At 69.6% G+C, this 25,767-nt stretch carries 24 protein-coding genes and 1 tRNA gene; 11 read left to right on the plus strand and 14 right to left on the minus strand.

Translation table 11 applies throughout. The features are described from left to right. Nucleotides 1–5 precede the first annotated feature (5 nt). Entirely contained in the window at nucleotides 6–1,013 is a 1,008-nt protein-coding gene (locus FMM06_RS06360) for a LacI family DNA-binding transcriptional regulator (RefSeq protein WP_144236448.1), read from the plus strand. Here FMM06_RS06360 and FMM06_RS06365 read toward each other — a convergent pair. Continuing rightward, nucleotides 985–1,860 (minus strand): substrate-binding domain-containing protein, encoded by an 876-nt coding sequence (locus tag FMM06_RS06365; protein ID WP_144236449.1) that lies wholly within the window; start codon nucleotides 1,858–1,860, stop codon nucleotides 985–987. The genes FMM06_RS06360 and FMM06_RS06365 overlap by 29 nt on opposite strands. 106 nt (nucleotides 1,861–1,966) lie before the next feature. On the opposite strand from FMM06_RS06365, the gene FMM06_RS06370 reads away from it, so the two are divergent. The 3 genes from FMM06_RS06370 to FMM06_RS06380 are packed head-to-tail and all read left to right on the plus strand — an operon-like array spanning nucleotide 1,967 to nucleotide 4,607. Further along, entirely contained in the window at nucleotides 1,967–2,728 is a 762-nt protein-coding gene (locus tag FMM06_RS06370) for an alpha/beta fold hydrolase (RefSeq protein WP_185965069.1), read from the plus strand. Next, the gene (locus FMM06_RS06375; protein WP_144236451.1) at nucleotides 2,725–3,858 is read left to right on the plus strand and encodes a cobalamin-independent methionine synthase II family protein; all 1,134 of its coding nucleotides are present in this window, start codon (nucleotides 2,725–2,727) and stop codon (nucleotides 3,856–3,858) included. Before FMM06_RS06370 ends, FMM06_RS06375 begins: the two co-directional genes overlap by 4 nt. Further along, nucleotides 3,855–4,607 carry an HpcH/HpaI aldolase family protein gene (locus tag FMM06_RS06380; protein WP_144236452.1) on the plus strand — a complete coding sequence of 251 codons (753 nt, stop codon included), beginning with the start codon at nucleotides 3,855–3,857 and terminating at the stop codon, nucleotides 4,605–4,607. Before FMM06_RS06375 ends, FMM06_RS06380 begins: the two co-directional genes overlap by 4 nt. On the opposite strand, the gene FMM06_RS06385 is transcribed toward FMM06_RS06380, so the two are convergent. Continuing rightward, the gene (locus tag FMM06_RS06385; protein WP_144236453.1) at nucleotides 4,604–5,509 is read right to left on the minus strand and encodes a cupin domain-containing protein; all 906 of its coding nucleotides are present in this window, start codon (nucleotides 5,507–5,509) and stop codon (nucleotides 4,604–4,606) included. The two genes, FMM06_RS06380 and FMM06_RS06385, sit on opposite strands and share 4 nt — an antisense overlap. Nucleotides 5,510–5,586: 77 nt before the next feature. Here FMM06_RS06385 and hisD point away from each other — a divergent pair, with 77 nt between their 5' ends. Both hisD and FMM06_RS06395 read left to right on the plus strand, forming a co-directional pair. Beyond that, the gene (hisD, locus tag FMM06_RS06390; RefSeq protein ID WP_144236454.1) at nucleotides 5,587–6,903 is read left to right on the plus strand and encodes a histidinol dehydrogenase; all 1,317 of its coding nucleotides are present in this window, start codon (nucleotides 5,587–5,589) and stop codon (nucleotides 6,901–6,903) included. After that, complete coding sequence (locus FMM06_RS06395) at nucleotides 6,900–7,664, plus strand: SDR family NAD(P)-dependent oxidoreductase (RefSeq protein ID WP_144236455.1); 765 nt, start codon at nucleotides 6,900–6,902, stop codon at nucleotides 7,662–7,664. Before hisD ends, FMM06_RS06395 begins: the two co-directional genes overlap by 4 nt. A 3-nt stretch (nucleotides 7,665–7,667) precedes the next feature. On the opposite strand, the gene FMM06_RS06400 is transcribed toward FMM06_RS06395, so the two are convergent. Then, on the minus strand, nucleotides 7,668–9,944 hold the full coding sequence (locus tag FMM06_RS06400; protein ID WP_144236456.1) for an ATP-dependent helicase: 2,277 nt from the start codon (nucleotides 9,942–9,944) through the stop codon (nucleotides 7,668–7,670). Nucleotides 9,945–10,036: 92 nt separating this feature from the next. Here FMM06_RS06400 and FMM06_RS06405 point away from each other — a divergent pair, with 92 nt between their 5' ends. After that, complete coding sequence (locus tag FMM06_RS06405; protein WP_144236457.1) at nucleotides 10,037–10,597, plus strand: hypothetical protein; 561 nt, start codon at nucleotides 10,037–10,039, stop codon at nucleotides 10,595–10,597. On the opposite strand, the gene FMM06_RS06410 is transcribed toward FMM06_RS06405, so the two are convergent. Next, nucleotides 10,567–11,250 carry a phosphoribosylanthranilate isomerase gene (locus tag FMM06_RS06410; protein ID WP_144236458.1) on the minus strand — a complete coding sequence of 228 codons (684 nt, stop codon included), beginning with the start codon at nucleotides 11,248–11,250 and terminating at the stop codon, nucleotides 10,567–10,569. The two genes, FMM06_RS06405 and FMM06_RS06410, sit on opposite strands and share 31 nt — an antisense overlap. Before the next feature lie 82 nt (nucleotides 11,251–11,332). Between FMM06_RS06410 and FMM06_RS06415 the strand changes: the two genes are divergently transcribed. Continuing rightward, nucleotides 11,333–11,971: a YoaK family protein gene (locus FMM06_RS06415; protein ID WP_144236459.1), complete on the plus strand. Its 639-nt coding sequence runs from the start codon at nucleotides 11,333–11,335 to the stop codon at nucleotides 11,969–11,971. Nucleotides 11,972–11,977: 6 nt separating this feature from the next. On the opposite strand, the gene FMM06_RS06420 is transcribed toward FMM06_RS06415, so the two are convergent. The 3 genes from FMM06_RS06420 to FMM06_RS06430 are packed head-to-tail and all read right to left on the minus strand — an operon-like array spanning nucleotide 11,978 to nucleotide 14,123. Next, a complete protein-coding gene (locus FMM06_RS06420; RefSeq protein WP_144236460.1) occupies nucleotides 11,978–12,532 on the minus strand; it encodes a Pvc16 family protein in 555 nt (184 codons plus the stop codon). After that, nucleotides 12,529–13,080, minus strand: coding sequence for a 16S rRNA (guanine(966)-N(2))-methyltransferase RsmD (gene rsmD / locus FMM06_RS06425; protein WP_144236461.1), 552 nt, complete (start codon nucleotides 13,078–13,080; stop codon nucleotides 12,529–12,531). The genes FMM06_RS06420 and rsmD overlap by 4 nt, the downstream gene beginning before the upstream one ends. Then, nucleotides 13,077–14,123: a pseudouridine synthase gene (locus FMM06_RS06430; RefSeq protein ID WP_144236462.1), complete on the minus strand. Its 1,047-nt coding sequence runs from the start codon at nucleotides 14,121–14,123 to the stop codon at nucleotides 13,077–13,079. The genes rsmD and FMM06_RS06430 overlap by 4 nt, the downstream gene beginning before the upstream one ends. 74 nt (nucleotides 14,124–14,197) lie before the next feature. Between FMM06_RS06430 and FMM06_RS06435 the strand changes: the two genes are divergently transcribed. Further along, nucleotides 14,198–14,282, plus strand: a tRNA-Leu gene (locus tag FMM06_RS06435). 5 nt (nucleotides 14,283–14,287) lie between these two features. Here FMM06_RS06435 and FMM06_RS06440 read toward each other — a convergent pair. Genes FMM06_RS06440 through FMM06_RS06455 form a run of 4 tightly spaced genes read right to left on the minus strand, consistent with a single transcriptional unit; the run spans nucleotide 14,288 to nucleotide 19,980 of the window. Beyond that, nucleotides 14,288–15,001, minus strand: coding sequence for a FadR/GntR family transcriptional regulator (locus FMM06_RS06440; RefSeq protein ID WP_144236463.1), 714 nt, complete (start codon nucleotides 14,999–15,001; stop codon nucleotides 14,288–14,290). After that, nucleotides 14,998–16,707, minus strand: a complete 1,710-nt coding sequence (locus FMM06_RS06445) for an amylo-alpha-1,6-glucosidase (RefSeq protein ID WP_207790250.1) — start codon at nucleotides 16,705–16,707, stop codon at nucleotides 14,998–15,000. The genes FMM06_RS06440 and FMM06_RS06445 overlap by 4 nt, the downstream gene beginning before the upstream one ends. Next, nucleotides 16,668–17,900, minus strand: coding sequence for an MFS transporter (locus tag FMM06_RS06450; RefSeq protein WP_185965070.1), 1,233 nt, complete (start codon nucleotides 17,898–17,900; stop codon nucleotides 16,668–16,670). The genes FMM06_RS06445 and FMM06_RS06450 overlap by 40 nt, the downstream gene beginning before the upstream one ends. Before the next feature lie 10 nt (nucleotides 17,901–17,910). Beyond that, nucleotides 17,911–19,980, minus strand: coding sequence for a glycoside hydrolase family 36 protein (locus FMM06_RS06455; RefSeq protein ID WP_144236466.1), 2,070 nt, complete (start codon nucleotides 19,978–19,980; stop codon nucleotides 17,911–17,913). Nucleotides 19,981–20,068: 88 nt separating this feature from the next. On the opposite strand from FMM06_RS06455, the gene araD1 reads away from it, so the two are divergent. Then, a complete protein-coding gene (gene araD1, locus FMM06_RS06460) occupies nucleotides 20,069–21,052 on the plus strand; it encodes an AraD1 family protein (RefSeq protein WP_144236467.1) in 984 nt (327 codons plus the stop codon). Between the two features lies 1 nt (nucleotide 21,053). Here araD1 and FMM06_RS06465 read toward each other — a convergent pair whose 3' ends face one another. Both FMM06_RS06465 and FMM06_RS06470 read right to left on the minus strand, forming a co-directional pair. After that, entirely contained in the window at nucleotides 21,054–22,070 is a 1,017-nt protein-coding gene (locus tag FMM06_RS06465; protein WP_144236468.1) for an LLM class flavin-dependent oxidoreductase, read from the minus strand. Then, entirely contained in the window at nucleotides 22,067–22,984 is a 918-nt protein-coding gene (locus FMM06_RS06470) for an ATP-grasp domain-containing protein (RefSeq protein ID WP_144236469.1), read from the minus strand. Before FMM06_RS06470 ends, FMM06_RS06465 begins: the two co-directional genes overlap by 4 nt. Before the next feature lie 222 nt (nucleotides 22,985–23,206). Between FMM06_RS06470 and FMM06_RS06475 the strand changes: the two genes are divergently transcribed. Continuing rightward, the gene (locus tag FMM06_RS06475; protein WP_185965071.1) at nucleotides 23,207–23,881 is read left to right on the plus strand and encodes a PEPxxWA-CTERM sorting domain-containing protein; all 675 of its coding nucleotides are present in this window, start codon (nucleotides 23,207–23,209) and stop codon (nucleotides 23,879–23,881) included. 62 nt (nucleotides 23,882–23,943) lie between these two features. Here the strand turns inward: FMM06_RS06475 and FMM06_RS06480 are convergent, their stop codons facing one another. After that, on the minus strand, nucleotides 23,944–25,593 hold the full coding sequence (locus FMM06_RS06480; protein ID WP_144236471.1) for an FAD-dependent oxidoreductase: 1,650 nt from the start codon (nucleotides 25,591–25,593) through the stop codon (nucleotides 23,944–23,946). Nucleotides 25,594–25,767: the final 174 nt, after the last annotated feature.

Below are 25,767 nucleotides of genomic sequence, written 5' to 3' on the forward strand. Positions count from 1 at the left end.
CCGCCATGTCGAGCAAACCCTCAAAGCGCGCCGCCACCTGCTACGATGTCGCCCGCCGCGCGGGCGTGTCGCAGTCATCGGTGTCGCGCTCCTTTCGCCCCGGCTGCGTGATCAGCCCCAAGATGCGCGACCGGGTGCTGAGTGCCGCGGCCGAGCTCGGCTATCATCCCAACGCGCTGGCGCAGAGCCTGACGACCCGCCGGTCGAACCTCGTCGCCATCCTGATCTCGACAGTGACCAACCGGACCTATCCGGAGATGCTGTCGGCGCTGACCGACCGCCTGTCACAGCACGGCATGCGCGCGCTGCTGTTCACCTCGGAGAGTAACCTGGTGCCCGCCGACGCGCTCGAACAGATCTGGCGCTTCAAGGTCGACGGCGCCATCGCCATTGCGCGCTTGTCGGACGAGCAGGTGCTGCAGTTCAACGACCATGGCGTACCGTTGGTGCTGTACAACCGTATCAGCGACATCGGCACGGTCGGGTCGGTGTGCTGCGATTCGGTGCGCGGCGAGGGGCTGCTCGTCGACGGGCTGCTGGCGGCAGGCCACCGCCGCTTCGGGGTCATCGCGGGGCTCGAGCACAGTCATGTCGGCGATGAGCGGCTGCGCGCGACGCTCGACCGGCTCGACGCAGCCGGTCTGCCGGCGATCGCGGTCAAGCGCGGCGGCTACGACTATGCGAGCGGGCGCGAGGCATTCGACGCCTTGCTGGCGGAGGCGGGGCAGCTCGACGCCGTGGTCTGCGCCAACGATCTGATGGCGATCGGCGCGATCGACGCGGCGCGCGAGCAGGGGTTGAACGTGCCCGGCGACCTGTCGGTGGTCGGCTTCGACGGTGTCGGCCCTGCCGAATGGGCGAGCTACCGGCTCAGCACGATCCGCCAGCCCGTCGAGCGCATGGTCAACAGCGCGGTGACGATGCTGCTCGACCGCGTCGAGGACCCCGACCAGCCCGCCGAACGCCGCCTGTTCATGGGCGAATTCATCCGCGGGGCGTCCGCGCGACTGTAAGACGACGCACAGGCCGCTCGAGCCGCGCCGTCCGCCCGACGATCATCTCGCCGCCGAACAGCCGAATTTCCACCGGGCGTAAAGGGTCGGCGATGCGTTCGAGCAGCAGGTCGACCGCCGTCGTGGCGAGGCGGTGCAGGGGCTGGCGCATCGTCGTCAGCTCGTAAGAGGGCAGGCGCGCCGCCTGCGTTCCGTCGATGCCGACCACCGACAGGTCGCGCGGCACCCGCACCTGCAGCGCCCGCGCCCGGTCGAGCGCGCCGATCGCCATCGCGTCGTTGACGGCGATGATCGCCGAAGGCCGCGGCTTCATCCGCGCGAACAATTCGTCGAGCGCCGCCGCGCCGCTCGCATAACTGTAATCGCCGCGCACGGTCTCGATGGTCAGCGCGCGGCCCTTGCGCAGGGTCGCAACCGCGCCGCCTGCGCGCTCGACGCCGACCAGCGCCGAGGCGCCGATGATGCCGAAGCGGCGGTGCCCGGCTTCCAGCAGCAGCGCCGCGAGGCTTTCCCCGCATGCGGCATGGTCGCAGCTCACCGAATCGACAGTCGGCCCGGCGGCGTGGCAATTGTAGAGCAGCAGCGGCACGCGCCCTGCTGCGGCGCGCGCAATGGCAGCGTCCGACGGTCGCACCGCCGCGATGATGCCCGCGACGCCGCCCGGGTCGAGCGCCGCCAGCGCGGCATCGGCCTCGCGCTCATGATCGATAACCTGCAGCAGCACGCCGTGACCGCGCGCGTGGAGCGCCCCCGCCAGTTCGGGGAGCAACTCGGGATAGGCGAGCAGCGTGGCGCGCGCGATGATCAGTGCGACGGGACGGCCGGTTGATCGAGGCGACGCGGGCAAGGGCGGGTTCCGGCTGGACGACTGGTCGCAGCATCTGCGCGGATCGGCGGCGCGGCGTCAACGCAGGCCAAATTTTTCCGGATTGTGGAGAAACGCCGGGCACGGCATGATGCCGGCTGCAACGCTCGCGGGGAGGGCAGCCATCACGACCGCCGTCCTGCTGCCGGGCAACATGTGCGACGCGCGGCTATGGTCGGGCGGCGGGTCGATGGTCGCGGCCGTTCTGGCGGCGCGCGGGTTCGGAGCCGCCCATGCCGGCATGCTGGATCAATCGACGATCGCGGATATGGCGGCGGCGGTGCTGGCGCGCGTGCCGGGTCGCCTGCTGCCGATCGGCTTCTCGATGGGCGGGATCGTCGCGCTGGAGATGACGCGGCAGGCCCCCGAACGTATCGCGGGCCTCGTATTGGTCGATACCAACGCCGGCGCTGATCTGCCCGAGCGCTCAGCGGTGCGACCGGTTCAACAGGCGCGGGTGCGGGCCGGCGCGCTGCCGACGATCGTGGCCGACGAGCTGAAGCCCACCTATCTCGCCGCCGCCAACCGCGGTGACACTGCGCTCAAGGACCTGTTGTTCGACATGGCGATGGGTCTTGGGGACGACGTCTTCTGCGCCCAGAGCGAGGCGCTGCGCACGCGCGCCGACCTGGGGCCGGTGCTCGACGGTTTCGCGGATCCCGTGCTGTTCGCGGTCGGCGCGGAGGACGCGCTGTGCCCGCCCGACTGGCACGCCGCGATGGCGGCACGCTGCGCCCGCGCGACCTTGCGCGTCATCGACGGGGCGGGGCACATGCTGCCGCTCGAACGGCCGCACGAACTCGCGGCGGCGATCGGCCGCTGGCTCGACGATATCGGGGAGATGCCATGACCATCAAGACCACGCACGTCGGCTCGCTGCCGCGCTCAAAGGCGGTGACCGACCTCGTCTTCGCGGCCGAACGCGGCGAGGCCATCGACGGCGCCGAGTTCGACCGCGTCATCGGCGCGGCAGTCGACGATATCGTCGCGCGGCAGGTCGCGGCGGGCATCGACCTGGTGTCCGACGGCGAGATGTCGAAGATCAGCTATGCGACGTACATCAAGGACCGCATCACCGGCTTCGACGGCGACTCCCCGCGCACCCCGCCTGCCGACCTCGAGGACTTTCCGGGGTTCCTGACGCGCCAGGCGGCGAGCGGCGGCACGCCGACCTATCGCCGCCCGAAGTGCGTCGGGCCGGTTGCGCCGAAGACGCTCGCCCCGCTCGAGGCCGACCTCGCGCACATGGCGGCGGCGATGGCGAGCCACGCACCCGCGGGCGGCTTCATGAACGCCGCGTCACCCGGCGTCATCGCGCTGTTCCAGCCGAACGAGCATTATGCGACCCAGGACGATTACCTCGAGGCGCTCGCCGAGGCGATGCGGCCCGAATACGAGGCGATCGTCGCGGCGGGGCTGATCCTGCAGCTCGACAGCCCCGACCTCGGGCTGGGCCGCCACATGATGTACAAGGGGCGAACGGACGCCGAGTATCTGACGCTGATCGGCGGGCACGTCGACGTGCTCAACCACGCGCTGCGCAACGTCGATGCGTCGCGCGTCCGGATGCACGTCTGCTGGGGCAATTACGAAGGGCCACACACCCACGACGTCGAGATGGGAGTGATCCTGCCGACGCTGATGAACGCCAAGCCCGCCGGCCTGTTGTTCGAGACGTCGAACCCCCGCCACCAGCACGACTGGAACTACTTCGCCGAGATGATCGCGATCATTCCCGACGACAAGATATTGATCCCCGGCGTGATCGATTCGACGACCAACTTCGTCGAGCACCCGCGCGTCGTCGCCGAGCGGATCGAGCGGTTCGTCGGCATCGTCGGCGCAGAGCGCGTCATCGCCGGGACCGACTGCGGCTTCTCGACCTTCGCCGGCTTTGGCGCGGTCGACCCCGACATCGTCTGGGCCAAGCTCAAGACGTTGAGCGAAGGTGCGGCGCTGGCGTCGGAGCGACTAGCATGACGCTTAAGTCCCGCATCGCCGAGGGCCGGCCGCTGCTCGGCACCTTCGTCAAGACGCCCCACCATGCGGTCGTCGAGGTGCTCGCCCATTCGAGCCTCGACCTGCTGGTGCTCGATGCCGAGCATGCGCCGTTCGACCGGCGCGACCTCGACGTGTGCATTCTCGCGGCGCGCGCGGCGGGCATGGTGGTGGTCGTGCGGCCGGCCGATGGCGGCCACTCGGCGATCCTCAATGCGCTCGACTGCGGTGCCGACGGCGTTCTCGTGCCGCACGTCCGCACCGCCGGCGAGGCGCGCGCCGTCGCGCAGGCCGCGCAGTTCGGGCCGGGGGGGCGTGGTTATGCGGGGTCGCCGCGTGCAGCGGCCTATGGCGGCGTTGCGATGGCCGAGCATCGTGCGGCGTCCGCAGCGCGCACCGTGGTGATCGCGCAGCTCGAGGATCTGGAGGCGCTCGACGATCTCGACGCTATTCTCGCGGTCGAGGGCATCGACGCCTTCTTCATCGGCCGCGCCGACCTGACCGTCGCGCTCGGCTGTGCGTCGATGGACGATGCCCCCGTGGTCGCGGCGGTGACGCGCATCTGCACGGCAGCCGTCGCAGCAAGGCGCCCGGTCGGCATGTTCATCGCGCGGCCCGGCGACACTGCGCAGTGGGTGGAGCAGGGGGCGACGCTGTTCGTGCTGGGCTCCGACCACGGCTTCATCCGCGCCGGGGCGGAGGCGTTGCGGGCTGCGACGGGGCTGAGCTAGGCCGACCCCGGCCCGCGCACGATGAACGCCGTCGCGGTGCCCGACAGGGTGCGCGACAGGCCGCGCGGCACGGTCGCGGTGTCGCCTTCGCCCATGTCGATCTGCCCGCCGTCCCAGTCGATCGCCAGCGCGCCGCGGTGGACGAAGATCACTTCGACACCCGCCACCGTCTCGGCTTCGCCCGCGCCGTCGAGATCGAGGCGATGCAGCGTGAAGCCATGCGGCGCAGCGAGCGGCCCATCGGCGGCAATCACCGGGGTCTCACCGCTCCCGGTGCGATCGCGCGCCACCAGATGCTCGGCCTGCGCGTCGGTGTAGCGCGTCAGCGCCGCGACCTGATCGGGCGTCGTCGGCGGCATCGGCACGGCGTCGTCGGGCACCGCCTCGCCCTTCGCGGTGTCGACCAGCCGGCCCGATGCGAGCAGCACCAGCCCGTAGTCACGCGCGAGGTCGAACACCTTCGGCGCCCAGGTCACGCGGCCGGGATCGTCGCCGCCCAGCACCGCCCACAGGAAGCCGGTGTCATCGCCGATATTGGTGAAACCGCGAAATGTCCTGGTCGGCAGCGAGATCGTGTCGCCGGGTCCGCACTCGACGCGCGCGTCGTTGCCATGCTCGCCCAGGTCGAAGCGCCAGCGGCCCGAGTGGACGACGAAGACCTCGGCGGTGTCGTGGCTGTGCTGCGAATTCACGCACCCCGGCGGCTGACGCGCGCCGCCGATGTTGAAGCCGTGCGGCGCGGCGATGTGGACGAACTGGTCGGGGTTCTCCGACACGCCCGGGCCGATGATCGTGAAATTCTCCTTCGTTTCCGACCCCGGCGTTCGGCTGTCGATGAAGGCGTTGTGGCACGGGCGGAGGTCGGCGTAGCGGACGACCTGCGGGGCGAGAGGACTGGTCACTTGCGTTTCTCCGGAATCTGGAGAAACATCGGCCCCGCGATGCGCGGTGTCAACCGTGCCGAACAAGGGACACCATCATGGCGATCTGGCTCAAGCGCGGTGCGACGACCGAGGCAAAGGCGGCGACCGACCGCAGCGTGCGCGACACGGTCGAGGGCATCTTGGCCGATATCGAGGCACGCGGCGATGCGGCGATTCGCGAGCTGAGCGTCAAATTCGACAAGTGGGACCGCGACGATTACCGCCTGTCCCCTGCCGAGGTGCAGGCGTGCATCGACCAGCTGACCGGCCAGGACCTGAAAGATATCGAGTTCGCGCAGACGCAGGTGCGCAACTTCGCGCAGATCCAGCGCGCCAGCATGACCGATGTCGAGGTCGAGACGCTTCCCGGCGTCGTGCTCGGCCACAAGCACCTGCCGCTCAACGCCGCCGGCTGCTACGTCCCCGGCGGCAAATACCCGCTGCTCGCGTCGGCGCACATGAGCGTGATCACCGCCAAGGTCGCGGGCGTGCCGCGCGTCGTGACGTGCGCGCCGCCGTTCCAGGGCAAGCCCGCACCCGCGATCGTCGCCGCGCAGCACATGGCGGGGGCGGACGAGATCTGGTGCCTCGGCGGCATCCAGGCGGTCGGCGCGATGGCGATCGGCACGGCGAGCATGGCTCCGGTCGACATCCTCGTCGGCCCCGGCAACGCCTTCGTAGCGGAGGCCAAGCGCCAGCTGTTCGGCCGCGTCGGCATCGATCTTTTCGCCGGGCCGACCGAGACCCTCGTCATCGCCGACGAGATCGGCGCCGACGGGGAGCTGTGCGCCACCGACCTGCTCGGGCAGGCCGAGCATGGGCCCGACTCGCCCGCCATCCTGCTCACCACCAGCCGCAAGCTCGCCGAGGATACGATGCGCGAAGTCGAGCGGCTGCTCCTCATCCTGCCCACCGCCGACATCGCCCGCCGGGCCTGGGAGAGCTTCGGCGAGGTCATCGTGGCCGCGGACGACGCCGAGATGGTCCGCATCGCCGACGAGATCGCCAGCGAGCACGTCCAGGTGATGACGCGCGACCCCGATTACTTTCTTGAGCATATGACCAATTACGGCGCGCTGTTCCTCGGCAACCGCACCAATGTCAGCTACGGCGACAAGGTCATCGGGACCAACCACACGCTGCCGACCAAGAAGGCCGCGCGCTACACGGGCGGGCTGTGGGTCGGCAAGTTCATCAAGACCTGCACCTACCAGCGCGTGCTGACCGACGAGGCAAGCACGATGATCGGCGAATATTGCAGCCGCCTGTGCGCGCTCGAAGGCTTTGCCGGGCACGGCGAGCAGGCCAATATCCGCGTGCGCCGCTACGGCGGACGCAACGTGCCCTACGGCGGCCGGGCCGAAGCCGCGTGATCCTGCCGCGCACGCCGTCGCTGCGCCTCGACGGACGGCGTGCGCTGGTTACCGGGGCAGGGCGTGGCATCGGGCTGGCGCTCGCGGCGGCGCTCGCCGATGCCGGGGCGCAGGTGACGCTGTGCGCGCGGTCGTCGGAGGAGATCGAGGCGGGGGCAGCGGCGATACGCGAGGCGGGCGGACAGGCCGATGCTGCGGTGCTCGACGTCGCCGACCTCACCGCGGTCGCGGCGTTCTTCGCGGCACGGCCGGCGTTCGACATCCTCGTCAACAATGCCGGCACAAACCGACCCAAGCCGATGATCGACGTGACCGAGGACGACTACGACGCGGTTCTCGACCTCAACCTGAAGTCCGCGTTCTTCGTCGCCCAGGGCTGCGTTCGAGCCATGCTCGCTGCGGGCACGCGCGGCAGCCTGATCCATGTCGGCAGCCAGATGGGCCATGTCGGCGGCCCCAACCGGTCGCTCTACTGCGCGTCGAAATGGGGGCTGGAGGGGATGAACAAGGCGCTGGCGCTCGACCTCGCAAGCGCGGTCATCCGCTCGAACACCATCGCGCCGACCTTCATCGACACGCCGCTGACCCGCCCGTTCTTCGAGGATGCGGCATTCAAGGCCAGCGTGCTCGCGAAGATCAAGCTGGGCCGGCTCGGCACCGTCGAGGACCTGATGGGTGCGGTCGTCTTCCTTGCCTCCGACGCTGCGGCGCTGATCACCGGCACCAGCCTGGTGGTGGATGGCGGCTGGACCGCGGACTGAGCCTCAGACCACCTCGACGAAGCTGTCGAGGACGCGCTTGGCCCCCGCCTTTTCGAACTCGATCTCCAGCTTGTTGCCCTCGATCGACGTGACCGCGCCGTAACCGAACTTCGAATGGAAGACGCGGCTGCCGACGCTTACGTCGCTGCGTCCCTTCATGCCGACCGACACCGCACTCGCGCGGGCTTCGAGCACGGGGCCGCGACCGGGCAGGCCCGAGGTGCCGACCGTCGTCGCGCGCGCCCAGCCGGGGCCGCGGCCGGTTGCGCGGCCGACGTCGGCAAACGGGTCCTGGCCGCTGCCGAGTGCGGCGCGCCACAGGCTGGGGCCGCCACTCATCGTCGTGGTCACCTCGACATGGTCGGGCGGCAGCTCGCTGACGAAGCGCGACGGGATACTCGATGTCCATTGCCCGTAGATGCGACGATTGGCGGCGTGGAAGATCGTCGCCGCCTTCTTGGCGCGGGTGATCCCGACATACGCGAGGCGGCGCTCCTCCTCGAGACTCGCGTTGCCGCCCTCGTCGAGCGCGCGCTGCGAGGGGAACACCCCTTCCTCCCAGCCGACGAGGAAGACGTGGTCGAACTCCAGCCCCTTGGCGGCATGGAGGGTCATGATCGTGATGTATTCGGCCTCGTCGCCCTGGTCGTTGTCCATGACAAGGCTGACATGTTCGAGGAACGCCTGCATCGACTCGTATTCGTCCATCGCGCGCGTCAGCTCGGTCAGGTTCTCCAGCCGGCCGTCGGCCTCGACGCTGCGCTGCGCCTGGTACATCGCGACCATCCCCGATTCCTCGATGATGACGCGCGCGAGGTCCTGGTGCGACAGGGATTCGAGCTGCCCGCGCCAGCGCGCGAGGTCGGCGACGAAGGTCGCGAGGCTGCGACGCGCGGCGGGCGTCAGCTCGTCGGTCTCGATCAGCATCGCCGCCGCCGTCGACAGCGGCACGTCGCGGACGCGCGCGAGGGTGTGCAGCGCGGCCATCGCCTTGTCGCCCAGTCCGCGCTTGGGCAGGTTGACGATGCGCTCGAACGCCAGCCCGTCCGACGGCGAGACCACGACGCGGAAATAGGCGAGCGCGTCGCGGATTTCGGCGCGCTCGTAGAAGCGGAAGCCCCCGACGATCTTGTAGGGCAGGCCGATCGCGATGAAGCGGTCCTCGAACTCGCGGGTCTGGAACTGCGCGCGGACGAGGATGGCGAGGTCGTTGAGACTGGCCCCCTGGCGCTGCAGCCGCTCGGCGGCGTCGCCGACCAGCCGCGCCTCTTCGGGCCCGTCCCACACGCCGGTGACCTTGACCTGGTCGCCGTGGGTGCGATCGGTCCAGAGCGTCTTGCCGAGGCGCCCCGAGTTCTTGCCGATCAGCCCGCCCGCGGCCCCCAGGATGTGCGGCGTCGAGCGGTAGTTCTGCTCCAGCCGGATCACCTTCGCGCCCGGAAAATCCTTCTCGAAGCGCAGGATGTTGGCGACCTCCGCCCCGCGCCACGAATAGATCGACTGGTCGTCGTCGCCGACGCAGGCGATGTTCTTGCGCTCCTGCGCGAGCAGGCGCAGCCACAGATACTGGCTGACGTTGGTATCCTGATACTCGTCGACGAGGATGTATTTGAAGCGCCGCTGATACTCCGACAGCACGTCGGGGTGCTGCTGGAAGATCGTCAGCATGTGAAGCAGCAGGTCGCCAAAATCGCAGGCGTTGAGCTGGACCAGCCGCTCCTGATAGCGCGCGTAGAGGGCCGGCGCCTTGCCGTCGGCATAATCGCGGCCGTCGCCGGGCAGCAGCTGGTCGGGGCGCGACCCGCGGTTCTTCCACTTGTCGATCAGCCCGGCGAGACCCTTGGCGGGCCAGCGCTTCTCCTCAATCCCCGCCTCGGCCTGAACCTGCTTGAGCAGGCGCAGCTGGTCGTCGGTATCGAGGATGTTAAAGTTCGACTGCAGCCCGACGAGCCCCGCGTGCTTGCGCAGCATCCGCGCGGCGATCGCGTGGAAGGTGCCGAGGAAAGGCATCCCCTCGACCATGTCGCCCAGCATCGCGCCCATGCGGTGGCGCATCTCGCGCGCCGCCTTGTTGGTGAAGGTCACCGCCAGCACTTCGGACGGCCACGCCAGCCGCGTCACGATGATGTGCGCCAGCCGGCTGGTCAGCGCGCGCGTCTTGCCGGTGCCTGCACCCGCGAGGATCAACACGGGGCCCTCGGTGGTCAGCACGGCGTCGCGCTGCGGCGCGTTGAGACCCTGCAGATAGGGCGGGTCGGTCAGGGCGGGGGACGCAAGCACGGGGAACAGTTAAGGAACGGCGGCCGCTTTGTCACCCGCCATTCGAGCCTGCGGCTTGTGCGGCGCGCGTGTTTCGGTGCCATAGTGCGGCGATGCAAGCCTTCGACTTCCTTGCGGTCCTGCTGTCGATCATCCTCGGGCTGGCGATCACCGAGGTGCTGCAGGGATTTCGCAATCTGATCCTCGCGCGCGGCCGGGTGCGGCGCTACGCACCGTCGCTGATCTGGTCGGTGACGCTGATCGCCGCGACGACGCAGATGTGGTGGGCGATGTTCGGCCTGCGCGACCACGCGACCTGGACCTTCGGCGCCTTCACCGTCGTGCTGCTGCAGACGATCTTCCAGTATCTGGCGTCGGCGCTGGTGCTGCCGGCGACGGGGGAGGCCGGCGACGTCGACCTGCGTGCGCATTATTTCGACCATCGCCGCTGGTTCTTCGGCGCGCTGCTGGCGATGCTCGCGACGAGCCTGAGCAAGGACCTCGTGCTCGACGGCGCGATCCCGGTCGGCGCCAACCTCGGCTTTCACCTCGCGCTGATGGCGGCGTTCGCGGTGGCGATCCTGACGCGCGGCCCGCTCTATCACCGCCTGCTCGCGCCCGCGGTCGCGCTGATCATCGCGGTCTATATCGCGCTGCTGTTCGACCGGCTGTAGTCGGCCGCCGCCACCGCCGCGACGAAAGCCGCGAGCTTGTCGGGGTCGAGCGCGCCGTCGGTGCGGACGCCCGAGCAGATGTCGACGCCGAAGGGCCGCACTTGCGCGATGGCCGCGCCGACGTTGCCGGCGTTCAGCCCGCCCGCGAGGAACACCGGCCGCGGGCTGGCCGCGACGAACGCCGCGCTGACCGCCCAGTCGTGGACGTCGCCGGTGCCGCCAAGGGTCGGCGTCGCGGCCCCCGGCCGGCCGGAATCGAGCAGGAAGGCATCGACGTGCGGCGCATAGGCCGGGATCAGGTCGATCACGCCTGCATCCTCGACATGGATCACCTGGATGCGGCGGGTCAGCGGCAGCAGGCGGGCGAGCGCGGCGGACTCGGCCGGCGCGATGTGGCGAACGATCTGGACCGCTGCGGGCCGGGTACGCGTGACATGCGCCGCGATAGCCTGGGCGTCGCTTTCGGAGGTCAGCAAAACACTCGCGACCGGCGGCGGCACCGTCGCGGCGATGGCGGCGATCAGCGCGTCGTCGATCGGGCCGGGACCCGAGGGCATCGCGGCGACCAAGCCGACGGCATCGGCACCGTGATCAACCGCCAGCGCCGCTTCGGCGGGCGAGGCGATGCAGCAGATCTTGATCCGGGTACGCATGACCCACGCGCTACCTTGGGCGCATCGGCCTGTCACCCGGGCGGCTGGCGTCCAGCGTACTTTGGCGCGTAGGCTGTCCACCATGATCCGCTCCGACGCGCGCATCCTGTGGCTGGCGACGGGCCTGTCGGCGCTGGCGGGGTTCGTCGACGCGACGGGCTTCCTGTACCTCGGCGGCTTCTTCGTCTCGTTCATGAGCGGCAACTCGACCCGCCTTGCGGTCGGCGTCGCGGCGCTGCCGCGGGAGGCGCTGATCGCCGCAGGGTTGATCGCGGCGTTCGTCATCGGCGTGGTCGCAGGCTCGCTCGCGGGGACGCTGGGTGGCGCACGGCGGCGGGCGGTGGTGCTGGCGCTCGTCGCGGTGCTGCTCGGCGCGGCGGTGGCGTGTGATGCACTCGGCTGGCGCGCGGGCGCGGCGGCGGCGATGGCGCTGGCGATGGGCGTCGAGAACGTGGTGTTCGAACGCGACGGCGAGGTGCAGATCGGCCTGACTTACATGACTGGCACGCTGGTCAAGGTCGGGCAGCGCATCGCCCACGCCCTGCGCGGCGGGCCGGCGTTCGGCTGGTGGCCCTATCTGCTGCTCTGGGCCGGGCTCGTTGCAGGGGCGGTTGCGGGGGCGCTGCTGTACCCGTTGATCGGCATCGCCAACCTAATCGGCGGCGCGGGTGCGGCGCTCCTACTTGCGACGGCGACGCTGCACCCGCGGCTGCGGGGCTGAGTCGCGTCAGGGCTGCAGCAGCAGCGATGCCCCCCTGCGGCGCGGTGCGACGATCACCGGCGAGACATGGACGAGCAGCGCGGGGACGCGGAGCGCGTCAAAGCTGCGCGCCTCGGCAACCTCGACAATCAGGCGCGGCCGGTTGTCCGCCATCGGGCCGGCGACGTCCATGATCGCCGTTTCCAGCGGGTCCTCGTCGGGAACTGGCGGCCCGGTGAGCACCGGATTATCGAGGAGTGCTTCGAGTGCCGCACCGATCAACAGTTCGGCATGCAGTGGGAATAGCACATGTACGGTGATCAGATAACGCAGATCGAAGACCAGCGGGACACGACCACTCGGGGTATCGACCGACTCGTTGCGGAGCCGTGCATTGGGCGCCGCTGAAATCAGACCGAGGTTGAGCCGCTCGCCGCTGCCCTTGTCGGGCTTGCCGTGCGGCAGGGTGGTGACGCGCGGCGCGCCGCCGGTTTCGCGCCAACCGGTGTCGAGGCGCAGAGCATTTTGGAGAATGTCGCGCAGCGCCATGCTGGTCTGTGCAAAGGCGATCGAGACGCTCACTCAGGCTCTCCGACACGGAGCAAATGGAGGGCTGCTTTACCATGGCGGCGGGTGACTTCGATAGTGAATCCAGCGACTTCGAGCGGTTCCTTGGCCGCAGTCTCGACCGAGATCAGCGCGTGCGGCGCGATCCAGCCCTGCGCCATCAGGTGCGCGAGGGCGGGGGCGGCAAGACCCTCGCCATAGGGCGGATCGAGCATCAGCAGGTCGTACGCCTGGCGGGCCCGGCCGACCGCGAGCGCGGGCTGCGCGAACACGTCGGTCAGCGCCTCGACCTTCGACCGGGCGATATTGGTCTTGAGCGCCTTCAGGGCACCGGCGTCGGTCTCGACGAACGAGACATGCGCGCAGCCGCGGGACAGCGCCTCCATGCCGAGCGCGCCGGTGCCGGCGAAAACGTCGGCGACGCGCAGGCCCTCGAAGCTGCCGATGCGGCTGGTCAGCATCGAGAACAGCGCCTCGCGCACGCGGTTGGCGGTCGGGCGAGTCGCTTCGCCGTCGGGCGCGACGAGTGCGCGGCCCCGCCATTGTCCGGCGATGATCTTCAACGCTGCTGCGCCCCCAAGCCCTTGCGCAGCGTCGCGATCGCCGCCGCCGGGATCTCGTCGGCATCGCGCACCGGCAGGTCGCCGAGTTCGAACGGGCCATAGGCGGTGCGGATCAGGCGCGACACCTGCAGCCCCAGGAATTCGAGAACGCGGCGGATTTCGCGGTTCTTGCCCTCGGTCAGGCGCATCGTCAGCCACAGGTTCGCCCCCGTGCGCCGCTCGATATCGGCGTCGATGGGCCCGTAGTGCATGCCGTCGATGGTGATGCCCTCGATCAGCGTCTCGAGCGCCGCCTGGCTGATCTCGCCGAACGCGCGCACGCGGTAGCGCCGCGACACTGCGTTGACCGGCAGCTCGAGCGCGCGCTTCAGCCCGCCATCGGTGGTCATCAGCAGCAGCCCCTCGGTATTCATGTCGAGGCGGCCGACGGGCACGAGGCGCGGCAGGCCGGGGGGCAGCACGTCGAAGATCGTCGGGCGGCCGCCGGGATCGCGTGCGGTGGTCAGAAAGCCGCTCGGCTTGTGGAAGCGGAACAGGCGCGTCGCCTCGATCGGCGCGACCTCGCGGCCCTCGACCGTGATGCCTTCCAGAGAGGTGACGATCGTCGCGGGCGTCGTCAGCACGGTGCCCTTCAGCGCGATCTTGCCCTCCTCGATCATCCGCTCGATGTCGCGGCGTGAGCCGACCCCGGCGCGGGCGAGCAGCTTGGCGATGCGCTGCGGTTCCTGCGCGTCGACGCCGGCCTTGGCGGCAACGGCGGCGGCGGCGCGGACGTCACCACGCGCGCGGCGGCCGGTCGCGGGGCGGGGGCCTTCGGGCTTGAGCGCCGGAACCTTGGGCAGGCGGCCGCCGGGTATGTGGCGGCGCAGCTCGCGCTGGTTGGTCTGCAGCTCGTCGAGCGCGGGCGGGCGGCCGAAGCTGGGGCGTTGGGGCGCGTCGCCGCGGCGGGCAGGCGGGCGGGCGGAGGGCGGGCGGGCGCGGGGCGGTCCCGAACCGGGGCCGCGGGGGCCACCGGTGCCGCCGGGCGTACGGGGAGGTCTCATGCCGCGCAGCCTTGCGGGCTATGCGCCGACTTGGCAAGCCGCGCGCAGCCGTTTAACCCGCAATCGCCGACCCCGCGGGCGTGGTGGAATTGGTAGACGCGCCGGACTCAAAATCCGGTTCCGCAAGGAGTGCCGGTTCGACCCCGGCCGCCCGCACCATCGGATCAGGGCAAAAACGACAGCTCGGTATCGCTCAGTGCGCCGCGCACGAGGACGGTCATCGCCTTGCGCGCGGCCGCTGGCTTGCCGGCCGCGACGGCGTCGAATAGCGCGACGTGATCCGGCATCGGGTCGCGCGGCAGGGCGCGATTGCGCTGCTTGAAGATCGTCGTCCAGGCGACCGCGGCCTCGATCGAGCTCGACAGCGAGATCAGATGGGCGTTGCGCGTCGCGCGCATCAGGACGTGGTGGAAACGCTGATCGGCGGCCTGGCCCTCGGGCACCGCGAGACCGTGCTGCGCCATCGCATCGAGCGCGGCTTTCATCTCAACGAGGTCCCCGGCGTCGCGCCGCCGCGCCGCGAGTTCGGCGGCGGCGGGTTCGACGGTCAGGCGCAGCTCGAACAGGTCGCGTATCCAGTCCTCGCCGGGCTGGCCCTGCAGGCTCCAGGCGATGACGTCGGGGTCGAGCAGATGCCAGCGCGACATGGGGCTAACGCGCGTACCTGCCTTGGGGCGGCTCTCGACCAGCCCCTTGGCGGCGAGAATGCGCACCGCCTCGCGATAGGCCGTGCGCGATACCTTTAGTTGGCCCGCAGACGCGATGTCGCCGGGCAGCAGCTCGCCGGGCGCATAGGTGCCGGCGATGATCGCGATGCCGAGATCGCGCGCGATCGTGCCGTGAATGCGCAGCGCCGGGGCTTCTTGCCGCGTGCTCATCGGAGGCTCGCCGCGAGGAGCAGGAAGACACTCGCCGTCCAGCTATAGGCATGGTCGCGGAGCGGTGCGCGGGTCACCGCGTCGAAGTTCTCGGCCATGCCTGACCGTGCGCAGGTCTCGCAAAAGCGGCGGGCGATGTCGTGTGCAAGCGCACGTTCGCCGACCGCCCGCAGGCCTTCGACGACGAGCAGCGTCGTGGGTGCCCAGACGGGGCCGCGCCAATAGCCGTCGCTCTCGTGCTGCGGACTGGTCAGCGCCTCGGTGGCGAGACCTGCGGAGCACAGGAAGCGTCCCGGCTCGCCGATCTTGGCGACCAGTGCGGCAAGGATCGCCGCGGGCAGGCGCTCGCCGAGGATGATCGGGATCACCGCGACGAGGCTGTCGGAGGCGTGCACCGCGCCATCTGAAACACGGCGGGCGACGAAGGTCTCGCCGGTCCACAATCGCTCGATCAGGCGTGCCAGCAGGGTATCGGCGCGGGCTCGCCACGCTTCGGCCTCGTCAAGCCGCCCGAGGCCCGCGGCGACTTCGCCGAGCACGTCCATCTGGATCACCAGCATTGCGGCGAGGTCGGGGCCGGCGACGGGCATGCCGATCTTGAAGGGGGTCGCGTTGTCCCAGCCCGAATCGTTGCCGTGGCGGTAGAAGGGCAGGCCGGCGTCGCCGCCGCGGTCGCGCATCCACCATTCGGTCCAGGCAGCGAGACGCGAGTAAATCCACGCGAGCTTCTCGTCCGACACCACGCCCGTTTCGATCAGCCGGCGCAGCGTCCAGCCGTGCACCGGCGGCTTCACGAAATTCCAGAAGAGGCGCCGGTCGTTGGCCTGGTCGGGCAACCGGCCGTCGGACGCCTGCAGGTCGAAGGGCAAGCGGTACTGGTCCCACGCGAGGCCCGCATCGATCGGCGCGAGCGCCAGCGCGTTGAAGCAGTGGTCCCAGCTCCAGACGCTCGCCATCCAGTTCTTCGACATCAGCATGGCGGGTCGCGTGAAATGCCCCTGCGGCTCGACCAGCGCCGACCAGCCGACATAGGCCGCGAGTTGGCGTGCCGCCTCCCATTCGGCGGGAACGGCGGGGATACGTGCCAGCCAGTCCGCCCACGAATGCGGGATCGGCGCGGGCTCGCTGGCGCGCCACCACGTCTCCCCGATTTCGAGCACCCACGGCAGCCCATCGCCCCCGGCATAGACGCGGATATGGTCGGCGCGCATGCCAGTCCACGGCGCATCGGCGGCGATTTGTCCGGACAAGGCGCGCAGCTTGAACTCGCTGCGAAAGGCCGATGCCATCCATGTCCAGCCATCCGGACCATCGGGCTGGAGATTGTCGTACCAGATGACCTGCGATGCCTCGAGCCGCAGCCCCAGGCCTTCGCCGCTGACGACGAGCGTGCGTGCGTCGCGAAAGGCGAACTCGATGACACCGGTGTCGGCGACGATGCGCAGCCGCTCGGCGTCGGCCTCGTAGCGACAATCGCCGTCGTACAGCGGGGTCAGGTCGATCGCGCGGCCATAGTCGGGCGCATCGCCGTGCAGCACGCGCAGCGCCAGCCGCGGCGCGCCCTTGAACCCGACGCGGCCCCATACCTCTTCGGTCAGCAGCGTCAGCGCCATCCACGCGCCGGCGCGCGAGAAGGGCACGCGGGCCGGGTCGAACGACAGCGTCGTCACGCGCGCCGCCGGACCAGCGTCTCGGGCAGCAGCCACCAGACCAGCGCTGCCGCGAGATAGACGAGCGCCGCCATCATCATCGCCGCGGTCAGCCCGACGACATCGGCGACCGCGACGGTGATCGCGGGCGCGAGAAAGCCGATGATCCGGCCCCAGTGGAATACCGACGCCGCGGTCGATCGCAGGTGCGAGGGGTAGAGCTCGGTGAAATACGGCCCCCAGGCGATGCCGCTCGACATGACGAAGCCATAGGCGGCCCCCAGCGTGCCGAGCAGCGCCGGCACCGCGGGCGCGCGCAGATAGGCGATGATGATCGCGCTGCCGATGACGAACCCCAGGATCCCGGCGCGGCGGCCGAAGCGGTCGGCGACCCAGCCCCAGAAGAAGCCGCCGAGGATGCCGCCGACCGCCTGCCACGCGATCAGCGCGCCCATGTCGGCCCCGGAAAAGCCGCGCACGTCCTTCAGGAAGGTCGTTACCCACCCCGAAAAGCCCTGGTAGCCAAGGAAGCCGAGGCCCGACAAAAGGGTCAGCAGCAGCGTGGTGCGCCGATGCTCGGGTGCGAACAGCTCGCGTGCCGGCATCTTGCTGGTGATTACGGGAGCCTCGGGCGCGCCGCCGTAGGGGATGACGTGGCGGTCGTCGGGAATGACGACGAAGGTGAACAGCGCCAGCACGATTGGCGGGACGGCTCCGGCCCACAGCATCACTGTCCAGTCGTTGTCGAGGTAGAAGCCGCCGAGCCAGCCCTGCAGCGCGAGCCCTAGTCCGAAGGTCGCGCCGACGATGCTCGCCAGCCGCCCGCGCACCTGCGCGTCGAACAGGCCGACGTAGAGCCCGACCGCGACCGCGAAAACGCCGCCGAGGAAGATGCCGAGCACCAGCCGCTGCGCCGCAAGCGAGACGAAGTCATGCGCGAACACACCCGCGAGCAGCGCGACGCCGTAGCCCAGCGTGATCGCGGCGAGCAGGTTGCGCCGCCCGAAGCGGTCCGCCATCTGGCCGACGACGACCGCGCCGACCAGCGCCCCGGCGCTCTGGAAGCTGTAGAGCAGGCCCGCCTCGGTCAGCGTCAGCCCCGCCGACGCGCGGATGTAGGGCCGCAGCACATCGATCGTGTTCCAGGCGTAGCTGTAAAAGATGTAGCCGAGCAGGATGAAGGCGAACGCTGCGACCCGCCGCGTCAGCGAGATGTCCTCGGCGCGCACCGGCAACCGCGCCTTGCTCATCGCCATCCCCCTATGTCTCGACCATGAAGATGCGCGCGCATCGCTCGGCTAGCGTAACGAAAAGCTGCTCGCCGTCGAGGCGCCAGTCGCTGCCGAGTGAACTGGGGTAGAGCAGGCGCGCGGCCTTCGCCCCCGGTAGCGGGACCGTGATGCTGTCGGGGCCGCCATCGCGCCGCCACAGCGCGACAAGGCGCGCGCCACCGGCATCGAGCGCGACGCACAGCCACGCATCGTGATAGCCGGGCAGGCCCAGCGGCCAGCTAGGCACCGCGTCGCGCACCATGTCGCGCACCGCCTTGTGTGCCGCGACGCCCTCGGCAACCAGCGTGCGCTGGCCGGGCGTCAGCTCCCCCGCACCACCCGCGAGCTGCATCCGGAAGGGGATCGCGCAGGCCATCGCGAAGGCCGTGCGCTCGGCATCGTCGCCGGCCTTGGGCAATGCCCAGGTGCCGTTCTGTTCGGGCAGGAGGATCGTCGCTCCGGCGGCGGCAATGCGCGCGATCTGCTGCGGATCGCCCTCGTCGCTGTTCGACGCATTGTGCGTGCGGTCGAGATAGGGCCGCGCGAGGCGCATGCCGCCGCTCGCGCAATGCTCGATCTGCAGGCGTGGATAGCGCGCGCGCAGGGCGTCGAGCCAGGCGAGGAAGGCGACTTCGTAGTCGATCAGCGCCTGGCCCGGGCTTTCCGCGCCGAGGTCGGACCCAATGCCCGAGTCAAAGTTGTAATCCAGTTTCAGGAACTCAAAGCCGAGGTCGCCGACCGCAGCATCGATCGCGCGGTCGGCGAAGGCGCGCACTGCGGGGTTGCGGAAGTCGAGCTGATGGCGTCGGTGGCTGACCACCCTCCGCCCGTGACGGACGAAGAACCAGTCGTCGGGCAGGTCGGCGAAGCCGGTGTGGTTCGCGGTCATTGCCTCGATCTCGAACCACAGGCCGGGGATCATGCCGCGCTCGCGAATGCGCGCGACGATGGGCTCCAGCCCGCGCGGGAAGCGGTCGCGATTTACCGACCAGTCGCCGAGGGTGAACGACCAGCGCTCGCCGGGCTTCGCGTACCAGCCCGCGTCGATGCAATAGACCTCGGCCCCCAGCGCTGCCGCCTCGTCGACGAGCGGCAGGATCTTCGCCTCGTCGGGGTCGCCCATCAGGCAGTTCATGTAATCGTTGAAGATCACCGGCGAACCGTCGCTGCCCGCAAGGCGCGTGCGGCGGCGGTGGCGCGTCATCGCCGCCATTGCGGCGTCGAAGTCGGGCGCCGGCGCCACCGCGACCGCAGGTGAGGTCACCACTTCGCCGGGGGCGAGCGTGCGCCACCAACCCTCCGCCTCGCCAGGGCCGGCGACATGCAGGTAGAGTTCGTCGGCGGTTTCGCCGATCTGCCAGCTCCACGATCCGCCGTGCAGGGTCTCGAACAACAGGCCGCGCCCGCCGCTCGCTGCCTCGACATAGCCCATCGGCAGATAGTTGCTGCTGCACCAGCTGCCCGTCGATCGCACCGTCTCGTGCCGGCTGCCGAAGGCGAAGCGATTGTTGAGACCGAGATCGCCCGCGCTGTGGTGCGTCCACTGGAACTCGGCGTACCAGCCGTTGCGCGGGATGCTCACCCGGCAGCGGTCGCCGCGCGGAACGGGGCCGGAAGCGAAGCCGACGAGGAAGAAGGCCGACAGGTCGAGCAGGGTCAGCGGCGCACTCCCGCCGTTGCGCGCTTCGGTCCGGCTGACGAGAACGCCATCCTCGATGTCGAGGGTCGATGTGGTTTCGAACCCGGTCAGCGGATCGCGCTGGACGATGCTGATGCGGCGGGCCGCGCCGTCGGTCACGTCGCTGTGCGAGATATAGCGCAGCCGGCCCCCCATGCCGCTGCCGGCGAAACGCCCCGCGCCGATATAGTCATGGTCCTCGCCCGCGACGCGCGCCTCGACGAGGCGATAGGCCCAGCGGTGACGCTCGGGCATTTTATTGATGAAGGGGTGCGCGCCGACGTGGAGCAGCGCGACGGGCCGATCCTCGAGCAGTTCGATGGCCAGGTGCACGCCGTCGTGGGCGATCGACAGCAGGCGGGGCAGGGCAGTGACGGCCAAGTTCGCTGTTCCCCCGCTGACAGGCTTGCCGCAGCCTATATGTCTGATTTAATAATCTCAAGACCGTTGTCGGTCGGAGGGTCGCCGGGTGACATTTCGTCTTGTCCAGATCGCCAAGGCGAGCGAGCGCATCGTCGCCGCATCGGCGGACGGTGCCGACTGGCGGCGCGTCGCCGGCGTCGCCTCTATCCGCGAACTGGCGCAGCGGGCGATCGATACCGCGACCGGCCTCGAGGCCTTCGCGCGCGCGTCGCTCAGCGATGCGGTCGATGTCGCGGCGGCGCTCGACGAGGGGCGCCTGCTGCCGCCGATCGACCATCCCGATCCGGCGCATGTCTATCTGACGGGCACCGGACTGACCCACCTCGGCTCGGCGCACGGGCGCGACCAGATGCACCGCACTGCCGTTCAGGGCGTCACAGACAGTATGCGGATGTTCCAGTCGGGGCTGGAGGGCGGCAAGCCTCCGCTTGGCGAGATCGGCAGCCAGCCCGAGTGGTTCTACAAAGGCAACGGCAACTGCCTCGTCGGCACCGGTGCGGACCTTAGCATGCCAGCCTTTGCCCGCGACGGCGGCGAGGAGCCCGAGATTGCAGGGATCTACCTGATTGACGGCGCAGGGCAGCCTCGGCGGCTCGGCTACGCGCTCGCGAACGAGTTTTCGGATCACGTCACCGAGCGCGAGAACTATCTTTACCTCGCGCACTCCAAGCTGCGCGCTGCGGCGCTGGGCCCCGAGCTGATCGTCGGCGACCTGCCTGCCGAGGTGGTGGGTGTGTCACGCATCCGGCGTGGCGGCAGCGTGCTGTGGGAAAAGCCCTTTCTGTCGGGCGAGGCGAACATGTCTCACACGCTCGCCAACCTCGAGCATCACCATTTCAAGTACGCGCTGTTCCGCCAGCCGGGCGACGTCCACGTGCACTTCTTCGGTACCGCGACCCTGTCGTTCGCCGACGGCATCCAGACCGCCGAGGGCGACGTATTCGAGATCGAGGCGGCGCCCTTCACGCTGCCGCTCCGCAACCGCCTCGTGCGCGCCGCCGACACGCCGGTGCGGGTCGAGCCCCTCTAGGTCAGTTCATGACCTGCGCGGCGAAGCGCTCCATCTCCTCGGCCTGCGGGCTCATCTGGAGGAGCAGCAGGTCGACGCCCGCATCCTCGAACGCCGCGATGCGCTCGCGCAGCTGCTCGGGCGTGCCGACGAGGTCGGGGCGCAGGCCGCGGTTCGACACTGAATATTCCTGGACCTTCATCTCGCGCTCGAGCTGAGTCCCCGACAGCCACTGGTCGAAATTGGCATAGCCTGCGGGAGGCGGGCCGTTGAGCGTGGTGATGCGCGCCAGTTCGCGCCGCGCCTCCGCCTCGCTGTCGCGGACAATGGCATAGGCCGCCATGCCGTGGATCATCGGCGGCTTGCCGAGCGCTTCGCGCCGCGCGCGCATGTCGGCGATCTTCGGCGCGACCGCCTCGACCGGATCGCCGTGCATGACATAGGCGTCGCAGCGTTCGGCGATCATCGCCTTCGCGGCTTCGCTCTCGCCGCCGGCGTAGATCGTCGGGCGCGGTTTCGCGAGGGGCTTGGGGGCGCAGATCGCGCCTTGCGTGCGGTAAAAGCGCCCTTCGAAGTCGAAGCGCTCCTCGCGCCACATCCCGTCGACGACGCTCAGCCATTCGGCGGTGCGTGCGTAGCGGTCGTCGTGGACATCGAACTGCAGGCCGTACTGCTTCGCCTCGTCGGCCCACCATGACGACACGACGTTGAGCGACAGGCGCCCGCCGGCGATATTGTCGATGTTCGCCGCCTGCTTGGCGAACAGCGCCGGGTGGTGGAAGTTGGGGCGCACTGCGACCATCAGCTCGAGCTTCGTGGTGATCGCCGCCAGTGCCGCTGCGGTCGACCAGGCGTCGAGCGCGGGCTGCTCGATGCCCTTGATGTCGTTGAGGTTGAGCTCGGCAATGAGGGTCAGGTCATAGCCCAGTGCCTCGGCACGCAGCGTCAGGTCGCGCGCATAGGCCCAGCTCGCGGCGCGCTCGTCGGGGACGTTGCGCAGCCAGCCGCCGAACACCGGCATCCAGAAGCCGTACCTCATGACGCTTTCGTCTCCGCGATGACCGACTGGAGGTAGGCGACGAGATCGTCGTGCGGGTCCCAGCCCAGCACATTGACCGGGTCGGCGACGAAGTTCGACAGCGCGTTGATGTCGAAAAAGCGGGCGGTGCCGTCGCGGTCGTCGATCAGATACTCCATGCCCCCGACGTCGAGGTGTGCCGCCTGCGCGATGCGTTCGGCGGCGGCGATCATCTCGGGCGGCGGCTCGACGCGCGTCATGCTGATCGCCGGGCGGCCGACCGCGCAGGCATCGGCGGGGCATAGATCGAAAGTGTCGCCGCTGCTCTCGATGTCGATCGCGTAGAGGAATTTGCCGGCCAGCGTCTCGACGCGGGTGATCTTGCCGCCGCGCCGGGGCGAGTATTCCTGGACCAGGGTCACGCCGTTGATGCCCGCCGGCGTGCTGCGATCTGCGACGGCGGCGGCCAATTCGGCCGGTGCATCGTACTTCACGATGCCCGCACCGGCCCCGCCGATGTCGGCCTTGACGACGACCGGGAAGCGCAGGTCCGCGGCGGCACCTACAAGGTCGGCCGCCCGGTGCACGACGCGCGTCGCGGGCGCCTGCAGGCCAAGCGCGGCGATCAGCGACAGCTGCCGCGCCTTCGACGCGTCGATCGCCAGCGCGCGTGTGCCGTTGACGACCCGCGCGCCAAGACCCTCGAACTGCCCGAACAGCGCCTGCGCGTAGAAGATCGGATGCTCGGTCTCGCGCAGGAAGCTCGACATCGCGACGCGATTGAACACCACGTGAGCCGGCACGCCGGTCGCGGCGGGATCGAAGACATGATCGCCGATCGGCGTGGCGCTGTACGCGACGCCGGCGCGGTCGAGCGCGGCGAACAGCGGCACGAACCACGACGGGTGTTCGTAGAAGATTGCGAGGTCGGTCATCACCGCGCTTGTGGCTCAGCCCGGGCCGCCAGCCAACCGCCTGCACGACAAGAATTTCTTGGTCGCACCACAATGGCCCTCGTTACGGCAACCGTCGCCAATCTTTACACATTGCTGACAAACATTTCGGTGGCGTAACTCCATCTCGTTGTTTTTGCGCGTTCGGGTCCGTTGGCACGACGTTTGCTAGGAGACTGTAAACCTTTCTCCAGGAGCGTATCCGTGAAGACCTTGATCGCTATCGCCGCAGCCGCTTCTGCCCTCGTCGCCATTCCTGCCGCGGCAGTGACCTACGACGCCGCTGCGTCGTTCTCGCCGGCCGCCAACCCGTCGGGCCAGTTCACCTTCGGCAGCTATACCGGCGGTGTGTTCACCCCGTTCCCGGTCGGCGGCACATGCGACTTCGGCGGCACGATCTGCCTGACCGCCGGCAACTACCTCGGCGTGTTTGCGTCGCCGAACGGCCAGTTCTTCGAGAGCGGCACCGGCAACTTCCCGGCGTCGACCCTGGTCCTTCACCCGGGGCAGAACGGCGAGCTGTCCGTGATCCTGTTCACCGCACCGCGGGCGGGCAGCTACAGCATCAGCTTCAGCGCCCAGCAGTCCGATGACAACGCCGCGACACAGACGGTCGGCTACCTGCTCGGCGGCACGCCGACGCCGCTCGCCGACCTGACGACCTCCGCGCCGGGCTATACGAACGGCGGCAACCTGTTCCTTGCACAGGGCCAGCAGGTCGGCGTGTTCGTCGGCAACAACGGCGTTTACTTCAACGACGCCACAGCCGTCACTTTCTCGGCGTCGCTGGTCCCCGAGCCCGCGACCTGGGGCCTGCTGATCGCCGGCTTCGCGATGACCGGTGTTGCGATGCGCCGTCGCAAGGCCGTCGCCGCGTAAGGCTTTCGGCAGACCGATAACAGGGCGGGCCGCCGATGGGTGGCCCGCCTTTGTTCGTGGGCTCAGATCGGCGGGTGCAGGTAGGCGTGCACCGCCGCGATCACCACCGACCCCTCGCCGACGCCCGACGCGACGCGCTTGACCGACCCCGACCGCACATCTCCGATCGCGTAGATGCCCGGCCGCGCGGTGGCATAGGGCGAGGGCAGGGGGGTGCCGGCGTCGTCGGTCCCGGTGCGCACGAAGCCCTTGTCGTCGAGCGCCAGGCAGCCGCCCAGCCAGTCGGTGTTCGGCTCGGCGCCGAGCATCAGGAAGACGTTGCCGATGTCGTGCGTTTCGGTCGCGCCGTCGGTCGACCAGGTAACGCGCCGCAACCGGTCGTCGCCGTCGAGCGCGACGATCTCGGTGTGGGTGTGCAGCGTGATCTTCGGCGACTGCTCGATGCGCCGCACCAAATAATCGGACATCGTCGCCGCCAGCCCGCCGCTGCGCACCAGGATGTGGACATGGGCGCAGGTGCGCGACAGGAAGACCGCCGCCTGGCCCGCCGAATTGCCCCCGCCGACGACGATGACGACCTCGCCGCCGCACAGGCTCTGCTCCATCGCGGTCGCGGCATAGTGGATGCCGGCACCTTCGTACTTGTCGAAATTGGCGAGCGCGAGCTTGCGGTAGCGCGCTCCGGCGGCAACGATCACGGCATTCGCCAGCACCGCTGCGCCGTCGTCGAGGGTCAGGCGATACGGCCGCGTCTCGCAATCGAGCCCGGTGACATGGCGTGAGATCGCCAGCCGCGCGCCGAACTTCTGCGCCTGCACCTGTGCGCGGCCGGCGAGTGCCTGGCCCGAGATGCCGGTCGGAAAGCCGAGGTAGTTCTCGATCTTCGAACTCGTCCCCGCCTGGCCGCCGGGGGCGGTGCCTTCCAGCACGATCGTCTCCAGCCCCTCCGACGCCGCATAGACCGCCGCCGCCAAGCCTGCCGGCCCTGCGCCGACGATCGCGACCTCGTAGACATGGCTCGCGTCGCGCTCCTCGGTCATGCCGAGCGCGTCGGCGAGCGCGGGGGTGGAAGGATTGCGCAGCACGTCCGCCCCGCCCAGGATCACGACGGGCAGCTGGTCCGAAGTCACGTCGAAACAGTCGAGGAAGCCCGCCGCGTCCGGGTCGCTCGCGGTGTCGAGCAGCCGATGCGGGTAGCCATTGCGCGTCAGGAAGCGTTGCAGGCGCAATGTGTCGGCGGTGTGGGCGTCGCCGATCAGCACGACGCCGCCTTGCGCATGCTGGATCAGCCCGACGCGGCGCAGGATGAAGGCGCGCATCATGATCTCGGCGATGTCGGGCTCGCCGGTGACGAGGCGGCGGAAGTCGGTACGGGGCACGCGCACCACCTGCGTCGCGCCGCGCGTCCGGCCGGAGACGAGCACCATGCGGTCGTTGAACAGGTCGAGCTCGCCGGTGAACTGGCGCTCGCCGTGGGTGTGGAAGACGTGCGCGCCGCCGTGCTCGTCGGTGTCGAACACCTCGATCGCGCCGCTCAGCACGAAGAAAAAATCGACCGAGCGGTCGCCGCGGGCGAAGACTTCGGTGCCGTCGGGGAGGGTTTCGGTGCGGCCGTAGGCGGTGATGCGGGCCGCCATTTCGGGCGTGAGCTGCGGGAAGGTCTGCGGCTCGCGCTCGTAGGAGTCGGACTGCAGGTGTTCGGGCGTGGTCATGGCCGCGAAGTTAGGGTGACGCTAGCGTGACCGCAACGATTCGAAAGGCGAGGAAGAGCGTCGCGGCAAAGCCGCGCCGTCGGACGGGCGGCGGCTTATCCGCCGCTCCGCCGGCCGGTCTCGCGCGAGTCCGAGCCCAAGTCGACGAACGCGAAGGGCGTTCCTCGCTTTAAT

Source organism: Glacieibacterium frigidum (genome assembly GCF_007097155.1).
GTDB classification, from domain to species: Bacteria; Pseudomonadota; Alphaproteobacteria; order Sphingomonadales; family Sphingomonadaceae; genus Glacieibacterium; species Glacieibacterium frigidum.

What these genes read in the sequence shown, in the direction of transcription:
- FMM06_RS06360 (WP_144236448.1), top strand. Translation starts at nt 6, where the DNA reads ATGTCGAGCAAACCCTCAAAGCGCGCCGCCACCTGCTACGATGTCGCC.
- FMM06_RS06370 (WP_185965069.1), top strand. Translation starts at nt 1,967, where the DNA reads ATGATGCCGGCTGCAACGCTCGCGGGGAGGGCAGCCATCACGACCGCC.
- FMM06_RS06375 (WP_144236451.1), top strand. Translation starts at nt 2,725, where the DNA reads ATGACCATCAAGACCACGCACGTCGGCTCGCTGCCGCGCTCAAAGGCG.
- FMM06_RS06380 (WP_144236452.1), top strand. Translation starts at nt 3,855, where the DNA reads ATGACGCTTAAGTCCCGCATCGCCGAGGGCCGGCCGCTGCTCGGCACC.
- hisD (WP_144236454.1), top strand. Translation starts at nt 5,587, where the DNA reads ATGGCGATCTGGCTCAAGCGCGGTGCGACGACCGAGGCAAAGGCGGCG.
- FMM06_RS06405 (WP_144236457.1), top strand. Translation starts at nt 10,037, where the DNA reads ATGCAAGCCTTCGACTTCCTTGCGGTCCTGCTGTCGATCATCCTCGGG.
- FMM06_RS06410 (WP_144236458.1), bottom strand. Translation starts at nt 11,250, where the DNA reads ATGCGTACCCGGATCAAGATCTGCTGCATCGCCTCGCCCGCCGAAGCG.
- FMM06_RS06415 (WP_144236459.1), top strand. Translation starts at nt 11,333, where the DNA reads ATGATCCGCTCCGACGCGCGCATCCTGTGGCTGGCGACGGGCCTGTCG.
- FMM06_RS06430 (WP_144236462.1), bottom strand. Translation starts at nt 14,123, where the DNA reads ATGAGACCTCCCCGTACGCCCGGCGGCACCGGTGGCCCCCGCGGCCCC.
- FMM06_RS06440 (WP_144236463.1), bottom strand. Translation starts at nt 15,001, where the DNA reads ATGAGCACGCGGCAAGAAGCCCCGGCGCTGCGCATTCACGGCACGATC.
- FMM06_RS06450 (WP_185965070.1), bottom strand. Translation starts at nt 17,900, where the DNA reads ATGAGCAAGGCGCGGTTGCCGGTGCGCGCCGAGGACATCTCGCTGACG.
- FMM06_RS06465 (WP_144236468.1), bottom strand. Translation starts at nt 22,070, where the DNA reads ATGAGGTACGGCTTCTGGATGCCGGTGTTCGGCGGCTGGCTGCGCAAC.
- FMM06_RS06470 (WP_144236469.1), bottom strand. Translation starts at nt 22,984, where the DNA reads ATGACCGACCTCGCAATCTTCTACGAACACCCGTCGTGGTTCGTGCCG.
- FMM06_RS06480 (WP_144236471.1), bottom strand. Translation starts at nt 25,593, where the DNA reads ATGACCACGCCCGAACACCTGCAGTCCGACTCCTACGAGCGCGAGCCG.